Source organism: Variovorax sp. CAN15, assembly GCF_030462475.1.
In the GTDB taxonomy this organism is placed as follows: Bacteria; Pseudomonadota; Gammaproteobacteria; order Burkholderiales; family Burkholderiaceae_C; genus Variovorax.
Map to the genome: position 1 here is coordinate 1 of NZ_JASMRZ010000021.1, position 13,649 is coordinate 13,649.

Genomic DNA, 13,649 nt, shown 5'->3' on the forward strand with positions numbered 1-13,649 from the left:
CGTGCAGCCCGAGGGCAGCCACGCCACCGACACGGTGCTGATTTGCGGCAGCAGCGTCTTCATGCGCGCGAGCACCTGCGCCTGCTGCGTGGTGTCGTCGCACACGACGGCGTAGCGGGCCCCGGCGCGCGTCGCCTCCTGCGCCGCGTTCCAGGTGAAGAGCATGCGCGCGAAGTCCACGATGCCCAGCGTGAACATGAGGAAGACGATCAGCCCCAGGGCGAACTCGACCGTTGTCGCGCCGCCGTTGCGGCGGGCTTGGCTTCTTCTCATGATGGCGCCCTCATGCTGGCGGTGATGTCGCTGAACGCGATGTTGCCGTTCGCGTCCGCGAAGACGACACCGATCACCGATGGGAACAGCGAATGGAAGGTGTAGCCGCTGACCCGCACCGTCACCGTGGTGATGATCGGGGCCGAGCCGGCCGCTTGCCAGGTGCAGCAGGTGCCCGCCGGCACGTTCGCCAGGCTTAGCCCCCGCGCCAGTGGCGAGCCGGTGCCGGCCGTGTTGCCGTACACCACCAGGTTGCGCGCCTGCGTGACGTTCGTGCCCGGCGTCTGCACCGACAGGTAGCGCACAGCGTCTCGCGTCGACTTGACGACCGCGTTGTACTCGTACATCGCGCGGCCGAACTCGGTGGTGATGAAGGTCAGCAACAGCAGCATCGGGATGATCAGCGCCAGCTCGACCAGCGCAACGCCTTGCTGAGTGCGACGGGATGGCTGCTTCATGGCATGCGCTCCTTTCTTCCGTTCTCTTTTCTTCTCTACTCATCTCACCAGCACCGGCACCAGCGGCCCCGCCGTTCCGCCCGCCAGCCCGCTGGTGGTGCAGGGGCTACCGGCGGCACCGGCGTTGCCGAGGAATTCCAGCTGCGTGTCGGTCATCGGAATGCTCAACGGCTGCAGCATCAGCATGCAGAGGTAGTCGATCACATGATTGCCGCCATCGATGACCGGCACCGTCACGAAGCGCCGGTCGAGGCCGTACTGCATGTGGCCTCCGGCGACATTGCCCGGCGCGGCCAGCTTCTGGAAGCTGTTGAGCGACAGCCCGGTGATCGACTCGCAGCTGTTCGCCCCCTTCACCTTGGTTCCCGTGTCGGCGCACGATGCGAAGGCGGCGCGCTTGGTCACGAAGTTCTGCGCGCTGGCGGGTGCCCCTGCGCCTGGTGCGCCGTTGTAGGCATTGAACTGCGCAGGCCAGTTGAGCGAGGTGTATGCGTAGCCGGTGTAGTCCGGCCGCGCCGTGCTCGGATCGCTGTTGTTCTTGTAGATGCCGAAGCGCTGATTCCACACATCGGCCACCGAGGTCTGCACGCCCGGCGTACCTACCGTGTCGCCCACCTTTGCGCCGCAGCGGCCGTTGAGCTCGGCCTCGGTTTCGGAGGCGCTGTTGCTGCCGTCCAGGTTGGCCCAGCCGATCTGCCCCCCCGTGGCGGCGTTCTGCGCCATGATGAGCGTCACCCACTCGCCGACGGCAAAGCCGTAGTTGGGCGCCGTGCCGCCGGTCTTGGGCTTCGCGGCCACGGGGATGGGACATGCGCTCTGCGCGCTGGCCCGGGTGGCCACCGCGCTCGCGGTGACGCTGCGGGTGGCGGGGTTGCCGGCGGCGTCGCCCGAGAAGGCGCCCAAGGCCTTCATGAGCCAGATGTTGACGTTGGGCTGGGTATGCATGCATTGCGCGTAGCGCGCAGCGGCGGGCGTGGTGGTCGCCGCGTAGGCCGAGTCGCGGAATGTGATGTCGGCAGCGACGATCTGGCCTTTGCCGCTCCAGGTGGGCGATTGCATGTTCACTCGGTTGGAATTGCCCGCGGACTGGCCGGCGCTTACCGCCCGCGTGATCGCGGTGCCCTGTCCGTCGAGTTCCCGCGCTGCGGCGAGGGCGCAGCTGTCAACGGCAGTCTGCAACTCGGTCTTGACGATGAACAGGTGACCGAAGTCGAGCGCGAGGCCCATGAAGCCAAGAAGGAACAGCAGGAACAGCGCGGCGGTAACGACCATCGCGCCGCGCTGACGACGATGGGAGCGGTCGGTTTTCATGGTCATTCTTCCTGCTCGACGGTGAAGAAGACGGCGCCCGCTTCAGACGCAGGCCGCTGCGCTCAGGCAGGTCGCGATGCGTGCGACGAGAGATCCGAAGCTCGTTGCGATCGACAATGGCTGCAGTGCGAGCACCAGCGCTATGGAAACGATGGCGATGATCAAGGCGTACTCGACGACTTGGGCGCCGCTGTCGTCTGCCAGGAATGACTTGAGCATGGTGATGACCCCGTTTCGTTGGTGAAGACAATCATGTGAAGCCGGCTCGAATTGCGGATGAAAGCTGATCCAGTCGGAACGGTCGGCTTTCCTCCGCAGAAGTCTCTTCAGATGCAGTTCGTCGTGGTCAGGCAGGTGTTGACGCGGGCGATGAAGTTCGTGAAGGTCGCTCCCGTGGTGAGCGCCCTCAACGCGATGATCAGTGCGATGGAGATGACCGCGATGATCAGTGCGTACTCGACGACCTGGGCGCCGCTCTCGTCTCGCAGGAATGACTTGAACATGGAGTTGCTCCTTTTTCCGTGTTGGAAAGAATGCGATGCAGCGGAGGACAGGCAACGAGCCGGGCACGGCCCAGCTCGCACCTCTCCTTCGTCAGGTGCAGTTCGCCGTGGTCAGGCAGGTGTTGACGCGGGCGATGAAGTCCGTGAAGGTCGCCCCCGTGGTGAGCGCCCTCAGCGCGACAACCAGCGCGATCGAGACGACCGCGATGATCAGCGCGTACTCGACGACCTGCGCGCCCTCTTCTTCGCGCAGGAAGCCGCGGGTCGATTGGCCGATGGCCTGGAGAAAGCTTTTCATGGTTCTTTCCTTTCAAGGTTGAACATTGGGAAAACAACGGGTTTGAAGAAATCGACTTGATGGGGAAGAAGGTTCATTGCAGGTCTGGGCGCTCTCCTTTCCATAAAAACTCGAGTGAAGCGGTTCGATGAATGCGCGGCTCGCGCATCACTTCGACGTACCAGCGCTCTGGCCGCCGATCTGCCCGCCGATGTTGATGACGTTCACCGCCGGCGGCGGCGTCTTGTACGACTCGTGGTACTGGTTCATCGCCTCGCGCGCCGCGCGGCCGTCCATGCCGGTGGCGGTGTCGCCGCTCTTGCCGGCGTCGGGGTTGATGGTCATCTTCCTTTTCGCGTCGCGCACCGCGTCGCCGAAGCGCGCGTCGTAGTTGGGCGTGACGTGCGAGCAGCTGGCGCCCAGCAGGCACACGAGCGCGACGGTGGTCGTTCTGGCGATGATGAACATGGCGGAGCTCCTCACTTGGTTTCGCTGTCGGGGGCGGCCGGGGCCGGGGTGGAGCTCTCGAGCGCTCCGTTGAAATAGACCTCGGCGCGGCTTGGAACGACGTGGTTGTCCGTCGGCACCTGGGGCGCTTCGGCCAGCGGACGCACCAGGCGCGGCGTGATGACGAACATCAGCTCGGTCTGCTCGTTCTGGAACTCGGTGCTTCGGAACAGCGCGCCCATCACCGGCACCTCGCCCAGCCCCGGAAAGCGCTTGATCGACTCCGTCACGTTGGCCTTGATGAGGCCGGCGATGACGAAGCTCTGCCCGTCGTTGAGCTGCACGGTGGTGTCGGCACGCCGCACCGTGAGCGAAGGCAGCACTGCCGTGACGCCGCCGACGGTGGTGAACGGAGAGCCGGTCTGCGACAGGTCCGAAACCTCGGACACCATCTTCAGGTTGACCCGGTTGCCGTTGAGCACCGTGGGCGTGAACTTGACCCCGATGCCGAACTCCTTCTCTTCCAGCGTGATGTTGGTGCCGCCGCCGCCGGCCGCGTTCTGCGCCACCGGAATGAAGATCTTGCCGCCCGACAGGAAGCTGGCTTGCTGCCCGCTGATGGCCATGATGTTCGGTTCCGCGAGGATGCGCACCAGGCCGTCGTCCTTCTGGCCGTCGATGGCCAACGTGCCGCGGCCGATGCGCAGCGCCTGCACCAGGCCGCCGCCGCCGCTGAGGAAATTCGAGATCAGCGAGGACGTGTTCAACCCGCCGCTGCTCGTGCGCGAGACGTTGATGCCCCCGCCCAGCCTGTCGAGCAGCGTCTTGCTCACCTCGGCGATCTTCACTTCGAGCATCACCTGCTGCGGCGTCGCCACGCGCAGCAGGTTCACCACCTTCTTGCCGTCGGCGCCGTAGGCCGAGGCCAGGCTCATCACGTCGTCGAGCTTGAGCGCGTCGCTGATCTCGCCGGTGAGCACGATCGACTTCTCGGCGCTGCGCACCTGGATGCGCCGCTCCTCGGGCATCAGCTCGGCCAGCTTGGCCTGCAGCGCCATCGGGTCGATGGTGACGACCACGTCCTTGATGTAGCAGGCGCCATCGGCGCTTTGCAGCACCACGTTCATCGAGCCCGCCTGGCGGCCGCGGAAGAACAGGTCGGTCGGGCTCAGCAGCGTGACGTCGACGTCGGCGATGCCGTCGCCGTTGTTGGCGTTGGCCGCCGGCGCCGCGACCGGCTGCATGCCCGCGGGCACGGCCGCCGCGGCAGCAGCGGGCACTGGCGCGCGGCCCGGCGGCTGGCCGCTGACCACGATGCGCACCACGCGCGCCTTCAGCGGAATGACGACCGACTTGCCCAGCACGGCCTGCGTCGGCTGGTCGTCGGGAATGATGGCGGTGCAGCGGCGGGTGCCGTTGGCAGTGCTGCCGGCGACCGCCGGCGGCACTGCGACGATGGCGGTCGCCGGCATGGCGGCCACGGTTGAAGCAGTTGCGGCGGCGGCCTCCGCGGCCGCGGCGGGAGCCGACACGGTCGCAAGGGTCGCCAGCAGGCTGGCGAGGGTGGTGGAGATATGGCGCACTTGGTGTTCCTCCTGTCGGTTCGTGTAGGAAGCAGTCAGAGGCAATCAGAAGCAGGTCAGCGAGCGGGCCGCGTTCTGGATCACTTCCACGCAATCTGAAGCGGGTGCCGCGGGCACCGCGCGCTGGACACGCGGACGGGCCGGAGCCGGCGCGGGTGCCGTCGCGGCGACCTGCACGAGCTCCTTCGCGCCGAAGAGCTGGCCCTTGGTGATGCCGTCGGTGGCCACCGTGGTCTTGTCCATCTGGTTGCGAAGCACCAGGGACAGCGTGCCCACGCTGCGGGCCAGGTCGAGCTTCTCGGAGTCCTCGAGCGAAAGCTCCAGCGTCACGGCGCTCACCACCTTCGGCTTGGTGTCGTCGCGGTTGGCTTCCTGCGCCACCGCCAGCACCAGCACCTTCTCGAGCACGGTCTTGCTGATCTGCAGGGCCTCTTCGCCGCGGCCCTTGTCCTGCTGGGCGTTGACCATCACGTCGACGTAGTTGCCAGGCAGCGCGAAGCCCGCCACGCCCACCACGTCGTTGACGCGCACCGTCATCGCCCGCTTGCCGCTGGCGATCACGGCGGAAAGGCCGCCCTGCGTGCCCACCGGGGCCAGCTTGCCCTCGATGACCGCCTCGCCGCGCAGCACGCCGACCTTCACCACGCGCTCGTCGAGCGCCTTGATGTCGCTGAACGCGCCGTTGGGCACCGAGCCGCTGGGCCAGTCGACCGTGGTGAGCATCTGCGGGTTGACGCGGCTGCCCAGCTCGATGTCGACGGCCGCGACCACGACCTTGTTCGACGCGATGCCGCCCTGTTTCGAGATCCACCCCGCCGCGTAGACAGCGGCCGCCAGCCCCGTCAGCAGGGCCAGAAGGATCAGCCCGATCGCCTTGATGTTCTTCATGTGAACCTCCGTCGCAGATGAGATGGAAAGAGAACCGACCTTGAAGGGCTAGACGTAGCCCAGCTGGTGCGCGAGAACTTCGAGCACGGTGCCCGCCGCGATGCAGATGCCGTAGGGCAGCTTTCCGATGGACAGGCTCGCGTCGATGCGTCCCGAGGGGCGCACGCCGGCCATGCCCGAGAGCATCACGCCCTGGGCGGCGTCCTTCACGTTGGCCAGCATGTGCCCCACGCGGCGCCGGTGGATCGCGAAGCCCATGGCCGCCACGCCGCCGGCAATGAAGGTGAAGAGCACCGCCATCAGCGTCTGCTCGGGCCCGATGAAGGCGCCGGCCATGGCCATCAGCTTCACGTCGCCGGCGCCCATGATCCCGATCACGTAGAACGGCACCATCGCCGCGAAACCGATGCCCAGCCCGCCGAATGCGCTGGCGGCCCCCACGGCCGGCGTGCGTGCGGCCAGGGTGCCGTACACCAGCGCGAAGAGCGCGCCGCCGAAGGTCAGCCAGTTGGGAATGCGGTAGGAACGCCAGTCGCTGACGGCAGCCACGACCAGCAGCGCGAACAGCGCGAGCATGCGAAGGTCGGTAGCCAGCATTGCCAGCAGTTCGAGGACGGCGTCGAATTCCTGCATTTCGGTCTCCCCGGGTTCAGGCGCCGCGCCGGATGGCCAGCAGAAGGAGCATCAGCACGACCATCACCAGCGCCCCGATGAGCGCGAACTCCATGAACGACATGCCCGCGTCTTCGCGCAGCAGGTTCATGAAGGTCGTCGGCAGCAGTGCGAGCAGTTCCATGCGTGTTCCCCGGTTGTGCGGTTCCGACTGCCTGCCGCCCCGCTTGGGCTTGGGCGTCGGACCATGGGGATGACTGTAGGAATCGGCCCGCATTCGCACATGAGCGCTGCGCCCTTTTGTTGGGGAGACAAATCCCCCGGGCGCGCAACCATGCGGGCAGGACAAAGCGCCCGGGCGCGGCGTGACAACGGACAGATGGCGGAACGGCCAGGTCAACGGGCCCGCGGCAGTGCCTTCGCGGGGTCGCTCAGCCCCGAAGGTAGCGTGCGGCGACGGTGTTTTTCGGACGGCGGGCCCCGGGCATGCCCGCTGTGCGCCCGCAGATTCCATTACCTCGCTTGCATCTGGTTGCCATGGTCCATGAAGGCCCCGCCAGAGCCTTCGTGGCGATGGCGGCCATCGTGTGGCGAGCGCGTTTTTCCGCACCGCGGAAAACGCCGTCGGCCACATCTTTCGCAATAGCCTCGCACTACCCAGCACAGGGCATTTTTCGTTGCTTCCCCGACGCGGAAACTGCACTCCGGTCGTCACGCAAGCCACTCCACAGAGCGTCACGGACCGCAGCTGATGGCCGGGTGGTCCGGCGATCGGGTTTGTTCCACATCACTCGAGGAAGCATCATGAAGAAGACTCTCATCGCCATTGCAGTCGTCCTGGTCGGCAGCGTCGCTTCGGCAACGGTCGGCAGCACCGCGGTCGCCGCAACGTCCACCACGACCGGCTCTTCCAGCGCCGCCGGATCGACGGCCGCCAGCTCCGGCACGGGCAGCGCGCTGAGCTACAACTCGGCCATGTCGGGCTCGTCGGCCAACGCCAACGCTTCGGGCAGTGCGTTCGCGGTTCCGGGCTTCGCCATCGGCGGTGCGACGGCGGGCGGCTCGGCCACCACCACCGGCCGCGTGACCAGCATGGCCGTGACGACCGGCAACGGCCTGGCCACGGGCGGCGCCAATGCTTCCGCCAATGCGACCTCGGCTGGCAACGCCAACTACGCCGCGGGCGGCGCCACGCACGTGAGCGGCAGCGCGGGCGGCTCCGCGGCTTCGATCACCAACAACACGGCCGCGACGGCAGCCGGCCCCGGCGGCGGCATCGCCGTGGTGACCCGCACCTCGACCACCACCTCGGGCTACAACGCATCGTCGGGCGCGGTCAACGGCCCGATCAACGGCACCAGCACCTCGGCCACGGCCGGCTCCACGGGCGGTTCCTTCGGCGTCACCAACTTCGCATGGGGCAATGCCGGCGGCTTCACCAACGGTGGCGGCACCGGCGGCACGGCCGGCGCGACCTCGACCGCGTCGGCTCCCTGAGCTTCGCGCAAACCGGTTGCTGAACCTGCCAATGGGGAGAGCGGCTGATGCCCTCTCCCCGGTGGTCCTCAAAGGAGTCGAAAAAATGAAGAAGCTGATTTTTCTCGCACTGCTGGGCTGTTCCGCGGCGGCCTTCGCCCAACAGACCAACACCAACACGGGCGCGAACAACGGGTCGTCCAGCTCGGCGACCACGTCGGCGCAGGGCAACAGCCAATCGGTGACGTTTTCGAGTCCGGCGAGCGTGACCTCGACGATGACCAGCAACCAGAACGTCAACAACACCGGCGCAACGACGAACACCGTCGACTACCAGGGCAGCTACACGATCAAGAACGTGCCGTCGGTCAACGGCCCCAACCTGACGACGAGCAACGACACCTGCATGGGCAGCAGCAGCGCCAGCGCGAACGGCCCGGGCGTCGGCCTGAGCTTCGGCACCACCTGGACCGACGAGCACTGCAAGCGCCTGAAGATGAGCCGCGAACTCTGGAACAAGGGGATGAAGGCGGCCTCGCTCGCCATGGACTGCATGGACCCGTCCGCCATGGCCGCGCTGGAGATGACCGGCACGAAATGCCCGCAGTCGATGACGGCGCAAGAGCGCGTCGCCGCCTACGGACCGCAGGCTTCGGCCAGCGGCGCGGCCGCTTCGCCGGTGCGCCCGGTGGCGGCGGCAGCGCCCGCACCTGTGCCGGCACCTGCCCCTGTGGCTCCGCAGCCCGTGGCCGTCGTTGCGCCGGCCACCCCGGCTCCGCTGCAACCAACTCGCGCACCCATCGCGGAAGCCGCCCCTGTCCCGCAGCAGCAGGCCGTGGCCACCGCCGAAGACACCGGCGTGGTCACGATGCCCGTCGTCAGCGGCACGGTGACGCCGATCGACCCGGCCGAAGCGGAATCCATCCGCGCGGCGTCGCGCATGCTCGAGCAGCGCTCCGACGACTTCGCGGCCGCGCCGCACCCGGCGCCCGCCGCGCAATGACCGCCCGGAGCGCCAGATGACCAAGTCCGTACTCATCCTCTGGCTGGCCGCCTGCTGCGCGGCCAGCACGGCGGCGGCCGCGGCCGTGCAGCAGCAGCCGCTGCGCGTCGAGCGCATGAACATGGGCAGCGGCCTGCAGAACGCGCGCGGCACCGAGAACGCGCTGCCGGTCGGCGCCCTTGGCGTGTGGCACGTGCCGCAGTACCTGCCGGGCTACCCCACGGCCGCGACCATCTGGCCGCGCGTGATCGTCATCCAGTGCACGGAAGACCTGTGCGCCGGCTACACGATCACGCCCGAGCTGGGGCGCGGCGAGTATCTTTTCTTCGTGCCGGCGAACAAGTAGCCGGCGAGCATGTTCACTGCGTGCCGGCTTTTCCAAGGCCGGCGCGCAGCGATTGCGCTGTGGCGTCCGCCGCGTCGATCCGCCGTTGCAGCTCCTCGTTGACCACACCCACCAGCGCCGCAAGTTCGGCCCGGCTCGGATAGACCTCCTGCGTGTCACCCACCCCTTGCTGGACGATGAGCTTTTCGAGGCACGCATACGCGCGCTGCATCGATTGAAGGCCGCCGATGTCGTCGCACAGCTGCAGTGCGAGCAGCTCGGCGCTCTGTGAGGCGGAAGATTTGGAAGTGGAAGAGACGCGTGCGGATACAGCCATGAGTGGGCTCCAAGGGTTTCGTGTTTCTGAAACCGACGCACCGAGGCCAATCGGGGCGGCAGCTCGACGGGTTGGCCTACCGGGAAACCACTTGCGTGAAACCGGCCGGGCTCGCGCCCGCCCATCGAGCCGCCAAAACCGGAAGCTCAAATGAAGAAGCCGCAGACCCTGCGGGAAAACTGCGGCTTGCGTCGCAGCGGTTTCAGTGGGAGGCCAATCCCGATCACGTCTTTTTTGACGCGACCGGCGCAGTATAGCCACGCCAAAACGGGGCGGCGGCTCGACGAGTTGGACTACCGGGAAACCACTTGCATGAAACCGGCCGGGCTTGCGCCCGCACGTCGAGCCGCCAAAACTGGAAGACAGCTTCAGGGAATGCTTCGAGCCACCACACCCAGGTCGCGCCATGCCTCGGGGTGGCAGCTGAAGATCAGGATCTGGTGCCGCTGCGCCGCGTCGTACAGCACCCGCTTCATCTGCCGCAGGCGCTCCTCGTCGGTGTTCACCAGCGCGTCGTCGAGGATCAGCAGCGTCGGCTTGTTCGCTTCCTTCAGCAGGTCCGCGTAGGCCAGCCGGGCGACCACGCCCATCTGCTCGCGCGCGCCCACRCTGAGCTCGTCGAACTCGCCGCTCTGGGCGCCGCGCAGGCCCTGGCGCGTGATGCGGCCGGGCGAGAGATCGTCGCCGACCTCGATCTGCGCGCCGGGGAAAAGAATCTGCAGATAGTGGTCGAGATGCTTCTGCAGCGGCGCGCGCAGGCGCCGCGCCAGGGCGGAGCGCTTCTCGCGCAGCAGCTTCAGCAGATGGTCGAGCGCCCTCGCCCGCCGTTCGAGTTCGGCACAACGGCGCGTGGCGTGTTCGAGTTCGCGCTGCTTCTCCGAGGCGGCTTCTTCCTGGCCGAGCGCGCCCTTGGTTTCCAGCTCGACTTCGAGCCGGGTGATTTCGGTTGCCCGCTGGCTGTGCGCGGCCTCGGATTGCCTTGCGCTGCGCTCCAGCCGCTCCACGTCCTGCGCGAGCACCGGCAGGTTGACGGTCTGAAGGCGCTGGGCCAGTTCCGCGAGCTTGTCCTGCATCGCCGACTGCTGCGCCAGCGCATCGGTCAACGCGCCGCCGGCTTCGGTCTTCCTGCCGGCGCGTGCGGGGTCGTTGAGAGTGGCCTTGACGGCGGCGAGTTCGTCTTCGGCGGCTTTCACCTGTTCGCGTGCGTTGCCGGCCGCCACCCTGGCGTCGTTGAGGGCAGCGGAGGCAGCCTCCAGCGCTGCGCGAGCGGCGGCCTCTTCCGACTCGGCCGAAGGCACGGCAGCGCCTGCAGCCTGCACGGATGGCATCGCCTGCAGCACCTGCCGGGCTTCCGCGAGACGGGCTTCGCGCGTCGCCACGTCGGCGGCGAGCGTGCCGAGGCCCTTGGGAGCCAGCGCGGCCAGCACGGCTTCCGCGGCGCCGGCTTCGCCCTTGCGCAGCACTTGTTGCCGCGCTCGCTCCTCGACCGCCGCCACGCTTTCCGCGCGCAGGCCCTGCAGCAGCGCCGCGAGTTCGTCACGCGCGCGGTCGCGCTCGATGGCGAGGCTTTCGAGGTCCGCGCCGCCCGGCAGCACGCTGATTCGGCCCACACCTTCGATCTCGATGTCGGTGCGGGCGATGACGGTCTGGCGCTGCGAGCCCGACAGCTCCGCGCCCGCGACGCGGACCTTGGCGCCGGGCTGCAGTTCGAACTCCAGGGCCGTGGCCACCGCGTCGAGCTTCGCCTGCGCCGTGCGAAGCGCGTCCGCCCAGTGGCGCAGCCGCTTGAGTTCGCCATCCGGCACCGCGAGCGCCTGGGCCTCGGCCTGCAGGCGGGTGACTTTTTCCTGCTCGGCCTTCGCTTTCTCGTGACTCTGCGAGAGCGCGGCGAGCTGCTCGGCCAGGCTTTCGACCGTTTTCTCCTGCGCGATGCGCGAGGCAGCCTGCCGCGCCAGACGGAGGTTTTCACGCGCCTCGGCATCGGCCTTCGTCGCGGCCGCATGGCGAGGCTCCCAGGCCTGCAGTTCGCCGAGGGCCTTGGCCAGGCCGTCCTGTTTTGCCAGCAGGTTCTTCTCCCGCAGGGCGAGCGAGCCTTCTTCGCGCTCCATCGCCTGCAGCTGGGTGCGCCACGAGTTCACCTGCGCGGCGATCTGCCTCAGCGCGGCTTCCTGCGCGGTCTTCTTCTCGTCCAGGCCCCGGGCTTCGTCGAGCCGCTGCTGCGCGACGACGAGTTGCTCACGCAATGCGGCCCWCGGCCGCGCGGCATCGTCGCGTTGATGGTCGCGCCGCAGATTGGAGAGGCGGTCGACGCCTGATTGATACGACTCGATGTCGGCGTGCAGCCGCTCGAGTTCGGCTTCGAGTTCGGTGCGCAGCTTGAGAGCATCGGCGTAGGCGCCGCGCGGCGTGCCGGCTGCGGGTGTCAGCAGTTCGTTGCGCTCGGTCTCCACCGCCTTGAGCACCGCGTCGCCGTTGCTGGAGGCCAGTTCGCCCAGCGATTCGCCGAGCGCGTTGCGCAGATGATCGCTGGCGAAGCCCACCGCGCTGGCGATGTCGTGCGAGGTGCCCTGCTTGATCCACAGCAGCCCCGGAATGCCCATGTGCTCGGGCGTGCTGGCGCCCTTGCCCGGAAAGCGGAAGCCCAGCAGGGCCGCCAGGTGGTCTTCGGCCACCGCGCCGTCCATGGCGCGGCCGTCGATCACGAGCTCGCAGCGCTTCTTGCCGAGGAAGGCCTTGGTGAGCCGGTAGCGCTTGCCGTCGAGTTCGAAATCGACCTCGACCATCGGCGTCGCCGAGCTTTCGCCCCAGGGCCGCAGATGCTCGACCGCACTGGAGCGATGGCGCTCGAAGAACGCGGCGCGTATCGCCTCTGCGACGGTCGATTTGCCTGACTCGTTCGGCGCGGCGAAAAGATTGAGCCCGTCCGTCAGCCCGTCGATTTCGAGCGGCGCGCGGAAAAGCTTGAAGTTCTCGATGCGAAGGCGCTGCAGCTTCATGCGGCGGCTCCCGGCTGCGTACCGAGGATTCGCGCGAGCGTGAGCAGTGCGTTGCGCGCCAGTTCGGCATCGGCGCCGCCCTGCTGCTCGCGCAATGCCTGGAGCGCCTCGCCGACGAAGCCGTCGGCATGCAGCGCCTGGATGTCGTCTTCGGTCGGCTCCAGCCGCAGCGCTTCGCCTTCCCACACCAGCGCGCGGGCGCGGGCCCGGGCGGCATCGAGGGCTGCGTTCAGCCGGTTGTGCCCGGCGAGGTCGCAACTGCCCTGGGCGCGCAACAGCAGCACGTCGCCGCTGCCGATCTGCTCGAGCTTGCGCACCAGCTCGTCGATGTCGGAAGGCACGGCCAGCCGTGGCTCCCATTGCTGCCAGTCGAACTGGCCCGTGCGCACTGGCTCGACCGCCGGCAGCGCGCCGCGGCCGTCGATGCGCACCAGCAGGGCCTGGCCGGAGTCGTTGGCGCGGAACCGGTCGGTCTCGGGCGTGCCGGCGTACCAGGTGCGCTCGTCGATCTGCCGCGTGCCGTGCCAGTCGCCGAGCGCGAGGTAGTCGAGGCCGGCCTGCACGGCGCGGCCGGCGGCGATGGGGTTGGTCGAGTCGATGTCTTCCGAGAGGATGCCCTGCACGCTGCCGTGCGCGAGGCCGACGCGGGGCAGGCTTTCATCCTCCAGCTCGGCGGCGGCGAACCACTCCGTGAGGTCGCCATAGGTGTGGCGCTGCGTGAGCGGCGCGGGCAGCAGCGTGAACTTGCCGGCCACGGTGTGCGGACTGGGCTCCAGGCAGCAGACGACGTTCGGCGCGACGGCGCCCAGCCGCTGGGCCCTGCTCCAGACGGATTCGCTCAGCGCGGAATCGTGGTTGCCCGGAATCAGCAGCCAAGGTCCGGTGAAGCCCTGCATGGCGTTGAACATGCGGCGGATGGTCTTGTCCGAGACGGTCTGCAGGTCGAACACGTCGCCCGCGACCAGCACGGCGTCGACCTTGCGCTCGGTGGCGATGGCGGCGAGCCGCTCGACCACCTTGAAGCGCGCCTCGAACAGCGCCGAGGCATCGTCGGGCTCGAATTGCGAGAACACGCGGCCGATCTGCCAGTCCGCGGTGTGGAGCAAAGAAATCATGCGTCGTGGCCCTCCTCTTTGCCTACCGCGTCTGCATCACTCACG

The 13,649-nt window shown here is 68.0% G+C and carries 17 protein-coding genes; 3 read left to right on the top strand and 14 right to left on the bottom strand.

Going from position 1 to position 13,649, the window contains the following annotated elements; translation table 11 throughout:
• From QMO14_RS15495 to QMO14_RS15545, 11 genes are all read right to left on the bottom strand, one after another.
• Positions 1 to 273: TadE/TadG family type IV pilus assembly protein (locus QMO14_RS15495; RefSeq protein WP_301508123.1), on the bottom strand; the 273-nt coding region annotated here is incomplete at its 3' end.
• The gene (locus QMO14_RS15500) at positions 270 to 731 is read right to left on the bottom strand and encodes a TadE/TadG family type IV pilus assembly protein (RefSeq protein WP_301508124.1); all 462 of its coding nucleotides are present in this window, start codon (positions 729 to 731) and stop codon (positions 270 to 272) included. The genes QMO14_RS15495 and QMO14_RS15500, both read right to left, overlap by 4 nt.
• Before the next feature lie 39 nt (positions 732 to 770).
• The gene (locus QMO14_RS15505) at positions 771 to 2,042 is read right to left on the bottom strand and encodes a pilus assembly protein TadG-related protein (RefSeq protein ID WP_301508126.1); all 1,272 of its coding nucleotides are present in this window, start codon (positions 2,040 to 2,042) and stop codon (positions 771 to 773) included.
• Between the two features lie 42 nt (positions 2,043 to 2,084).
• Complete coding sequence (locus tag QMO14_RS15510; RefSeq protein WP_301508128.1) at positions 2,085 to 2,261, bottom strand: Flp family type IVb pilin; 177 nt, start codon at positions 2,259 to 2,261, stop codon at positions 2,085 to 2,087.
• Between the two features lie 107 nt (positions 2,262 to 2,368).
• Positions 2,369 to 2,545 (bottom strand): Flp family type IVb pilin, encoded by a 177-nt coding sequence (locus tag QMO14_RS15515; protein ID WP_301508130.1) that lies wholly within the window; start codon positions 2,543 to 2,545, stop codon positions 2,369 to 2,371.
• A 91-nt stretch (positions 2,546 to 2,636) separates the two neighbouring features.
• Positions 2,637 to 2,843 (bottom strand): Flp family type IVb pilin, encoded by a 207-nt coding sequence (locus tag QMO14_RS15520; protein WP_301508132.1) that lies wholly within the window; start codon positions 2,841 to 2,843, stop codon positions 2,637 to 2,639.
• 147 nt (positions 2,844 to 2,990) lie between these two features.
• A complete protein-coding gene (locus QMO14_RS15525; RefSeq protein WP_301508134.1) occupies positions 2,991 to 3,290 on the bottom strand; it encodes a hypothetical protein in 300 nt (99 codons plus the stop codon).
• A gap of 11 nt (positions 3,291 to 3,301) precedes the next feature.
• Positions 3,302 to 4,852 (bottom strand): type II and III secretion system protein family protein, encoded by a 1,551-nt coding sequence (locus QMO14_RS15530; RefSeq protein WP_301508135.1) that lies wholly within the window; start codon positions 4,850 to 4,852, stop codon positions 3,302 to 3,304.
• A gap of 45 nt (positions 4,853 to 4,897) precedes the next feature.
• Positions 4,898 to 5,740: a Flp pilus assembly protein CpaB gene (cpaB, locus tag QMO14_RS15535; RefSeq protein WP_301508136.1), complete on the bottom strand. Its 843-nt coding sequence runs from the start codon at positions 5,738 to 5,740 to the stop codon at positions 4,898 to 4,900.
• A 48-nt stretch (positions 5,741 to 5,788) separates the two neighbouring features.
• Positions 5,789 to 6,373 carry a prepilin peptidase gene (locus QMO14_RS15540; protein WP_301508137.1) on the bottom strand — a complete coding sequence of 195 codons (585 nt, stop codon included), beginning with the start codon at positions 6,371 to 6,373 and terminating at the stop codon, positions 5,789 to 5,791.
• A 16-nt stretch (positions 6,374 to 6,389) separates the two neighbouring features.
• Positions 6,390 to 6,536: a hypothetical protein gene (locus QMO14_RS15545; RefSeq protein WP_301508139.1), complete on the bottom strand. Its 147-nt coding sequence runs from the start codon at positions 6,534 to 6,536 to the stop codon at positions 6,390 to 6,392.
• 620 nt (positions 6,537 to 7,156) lie between these two features.
• On the opposite strand from QMO14_RS15545, the gene QMO14_RS15550 reads away from it, so the two are divergent.
• The 3 genes from QMO14_RS15550 to QMO14_RS15560 all read left to right on the top strand — a co-directional run bounded on the left by QMO14_RS15550 (position 7,157) and on the right by QMO14_RS15560 (position 9,177).
• Positions 7,157 to 7,849, top strand: a complete 693-nt coding sequence (locus QMO14_RS15550) for a hypothetical protein (RefSeq protein WP_301508141.1) — start codon at positions 7,157 to 7,159, stop codon at positions 7,847 to 7,849.
• An 85-nt stretch (positions 7,850 to 7,934) separates the two neighbouring features.
• Positions 7,935 to 8,831, top strand: coding sequence for a hypothetical protein (locus QMO14_RS15555; RefSeq protein WP_301508143.1), 897 nt, complete (start codon positions 7,935 to 7,937; stop codon positions 8,829 to 8,831).
• A gap of 16 nt (positions 8,832 to 8,847) precedes the next feature.
• A complete protein-coding gene (locus QMO14_RS15560) occupies positions 8,848 to 9,177 on the top strand; it encodes a hypothetical protein (RefSeq protein WP_301508144.1) in 330 nt (109 codons plus the stop codon).
• A gap of 13 nt (positions 9,178 to 9,190) precedes the next feature.
• Here the strand turns inward: QMO14_RS15560 and QMO14_RS15565 are convergent, their stop codons facing one another.
• From QMO14_RS15565 to QMO14_RS15575, 3 genes are all read right to left on the bottom strand, one after another.
• Positions 9,191 to 9,493, bottom strand: a complete 303-nt coding sequence (locus QMO14_RS15565) for a hypothetical protein (RefSeq protein WP_301508147.1) — start codon at positions 9,491 to 9,493, stop codon at positions 9,191 to 9,193.
• Positions 9,494 to 9,861: 368 nt separating this feature from the next.
• Positions 9,862 to 12,489: an AAA family ATPase gene (locus QMO14_RS15570; RefSeq protein ID WP_301508149.1), complete on the bottom strand. Its 2,628-nt coding sequence runs from the start codon at positions 12,487 to 12,489 to the stop codon at positions 9,862 to 9,864.
• Complete coding sequence (locus QMO14_RS15575) at positions 12,486 to 13,604, bottom strand: DNA repair exonuclease (RefSeq protein WP_301508151.1); 1,119 nt, start codon at positions 13,602 to 13,604, stop codon at positions 12,486 to 12,488. Before QMO14_RS15575 ends, QMO14_RS15570 begins: the two co-directional genes overlap by 4 nt.
• Positions 13,605 to 13,649 lie beyond the last annotated feature (45 nt).

Coding starts and splice junctions, on each gene's coding strand:
- QMO14_RS15500 (WP_301508124.1), bottom strand. CDS start 731: ATGAAGCAGCCATCCCGTCGCACTCAGCAAGGCGTTGCGCTGGTCGAG.
- QMO14_RS15505 (WP_301508126.1), bottom strand. CDS start 2,042: ATGAAAACCGACCGCTCCCATCGTCGTCAGCGCGGCGCGATGGTCGTT.
- QMO14_RS15510 (WP_301508128.1), bottom strand. CDS start 2,261: ATGCTCAAGTCATTCCTGGCAGACGACAGCGGCGCCCAAGTCGTCGAG.
- QMO14_RS15515 (WP_301508130.1), bottom strand. CDS start 2,545: ATGTTCAAGTCATTCCTGCGAGACGAGAGCGGCGCCCAGGTCGTCGAG.
- QMO14_RS15520 (WP_301508132.1), bottom strand. CDS start 2,843: ATGAAAAGCTTTCTCCAGGCCATCGGCCAATCGACCCGCGGCTTCCTG.
- QMO14_RS15525 (WP_301508134.1), bottom strand. CDS start 3,290: ATGTTCATCATCGCCAGAACGACCACCGTCGCGCTCGTGTGCCTGCTG.
- cpaB (WP_301508136.1), bottom strand. CDS start 5,740: ATGAAGAACATCAAGGCGATCGGGCTGATCCTTCTGGCCCTGCTGACG.
- QMO14_RS15540 (WP_301508137.1), bottom strand. CDS start 6,373: ATGCAGGAATTCGACGCCGTCCTCGAACTGCTGGCAATGCTGGCTACC.
- QMO14_RS15545 (WP_301508139.1), bottom strand. CDS start 6,536: ATGGAACTGCTCGCACTGCTGCCGACGACCTTCATGAACCTGCTGCGC.
- QMO14_RS15550 (WP_301508141.1), top strand. CDS start 7,157: ATGAAGAAGACTCTCATCGCCATTGCAGTCGTCCTGGTCGGCAGCGTC.
- QMO14_RS15555 (WP_301508143.1), top strand. CDS start 7,935: ATGAAGAAGCTGATTTTTCTCGCACTGCTGGGCTGTTCCGCGGCGGCC.
- QMO14_RS15560 (WP_301508144.1), top strand. CDS start 8,848: ATGACCAAGTCCGTACTCATCCTCTGGCTGGCCGCCTGCTGCGCGGCC.
- QMO14_RS15565 (WP_301508147.1), bottom strand. CDS start 9,493: ATGGCTGTATCCGCACGCGTCTCTTCCACTTCCAAATCTTCCGCCTCA.
- QMO14_RS15575 (WP_301508151.1), bottom strand. CDS start 13,604: ATGATTTCTTTGCTCCACACCGCGGACTGGCAGATCGGCCGCGTGTTC.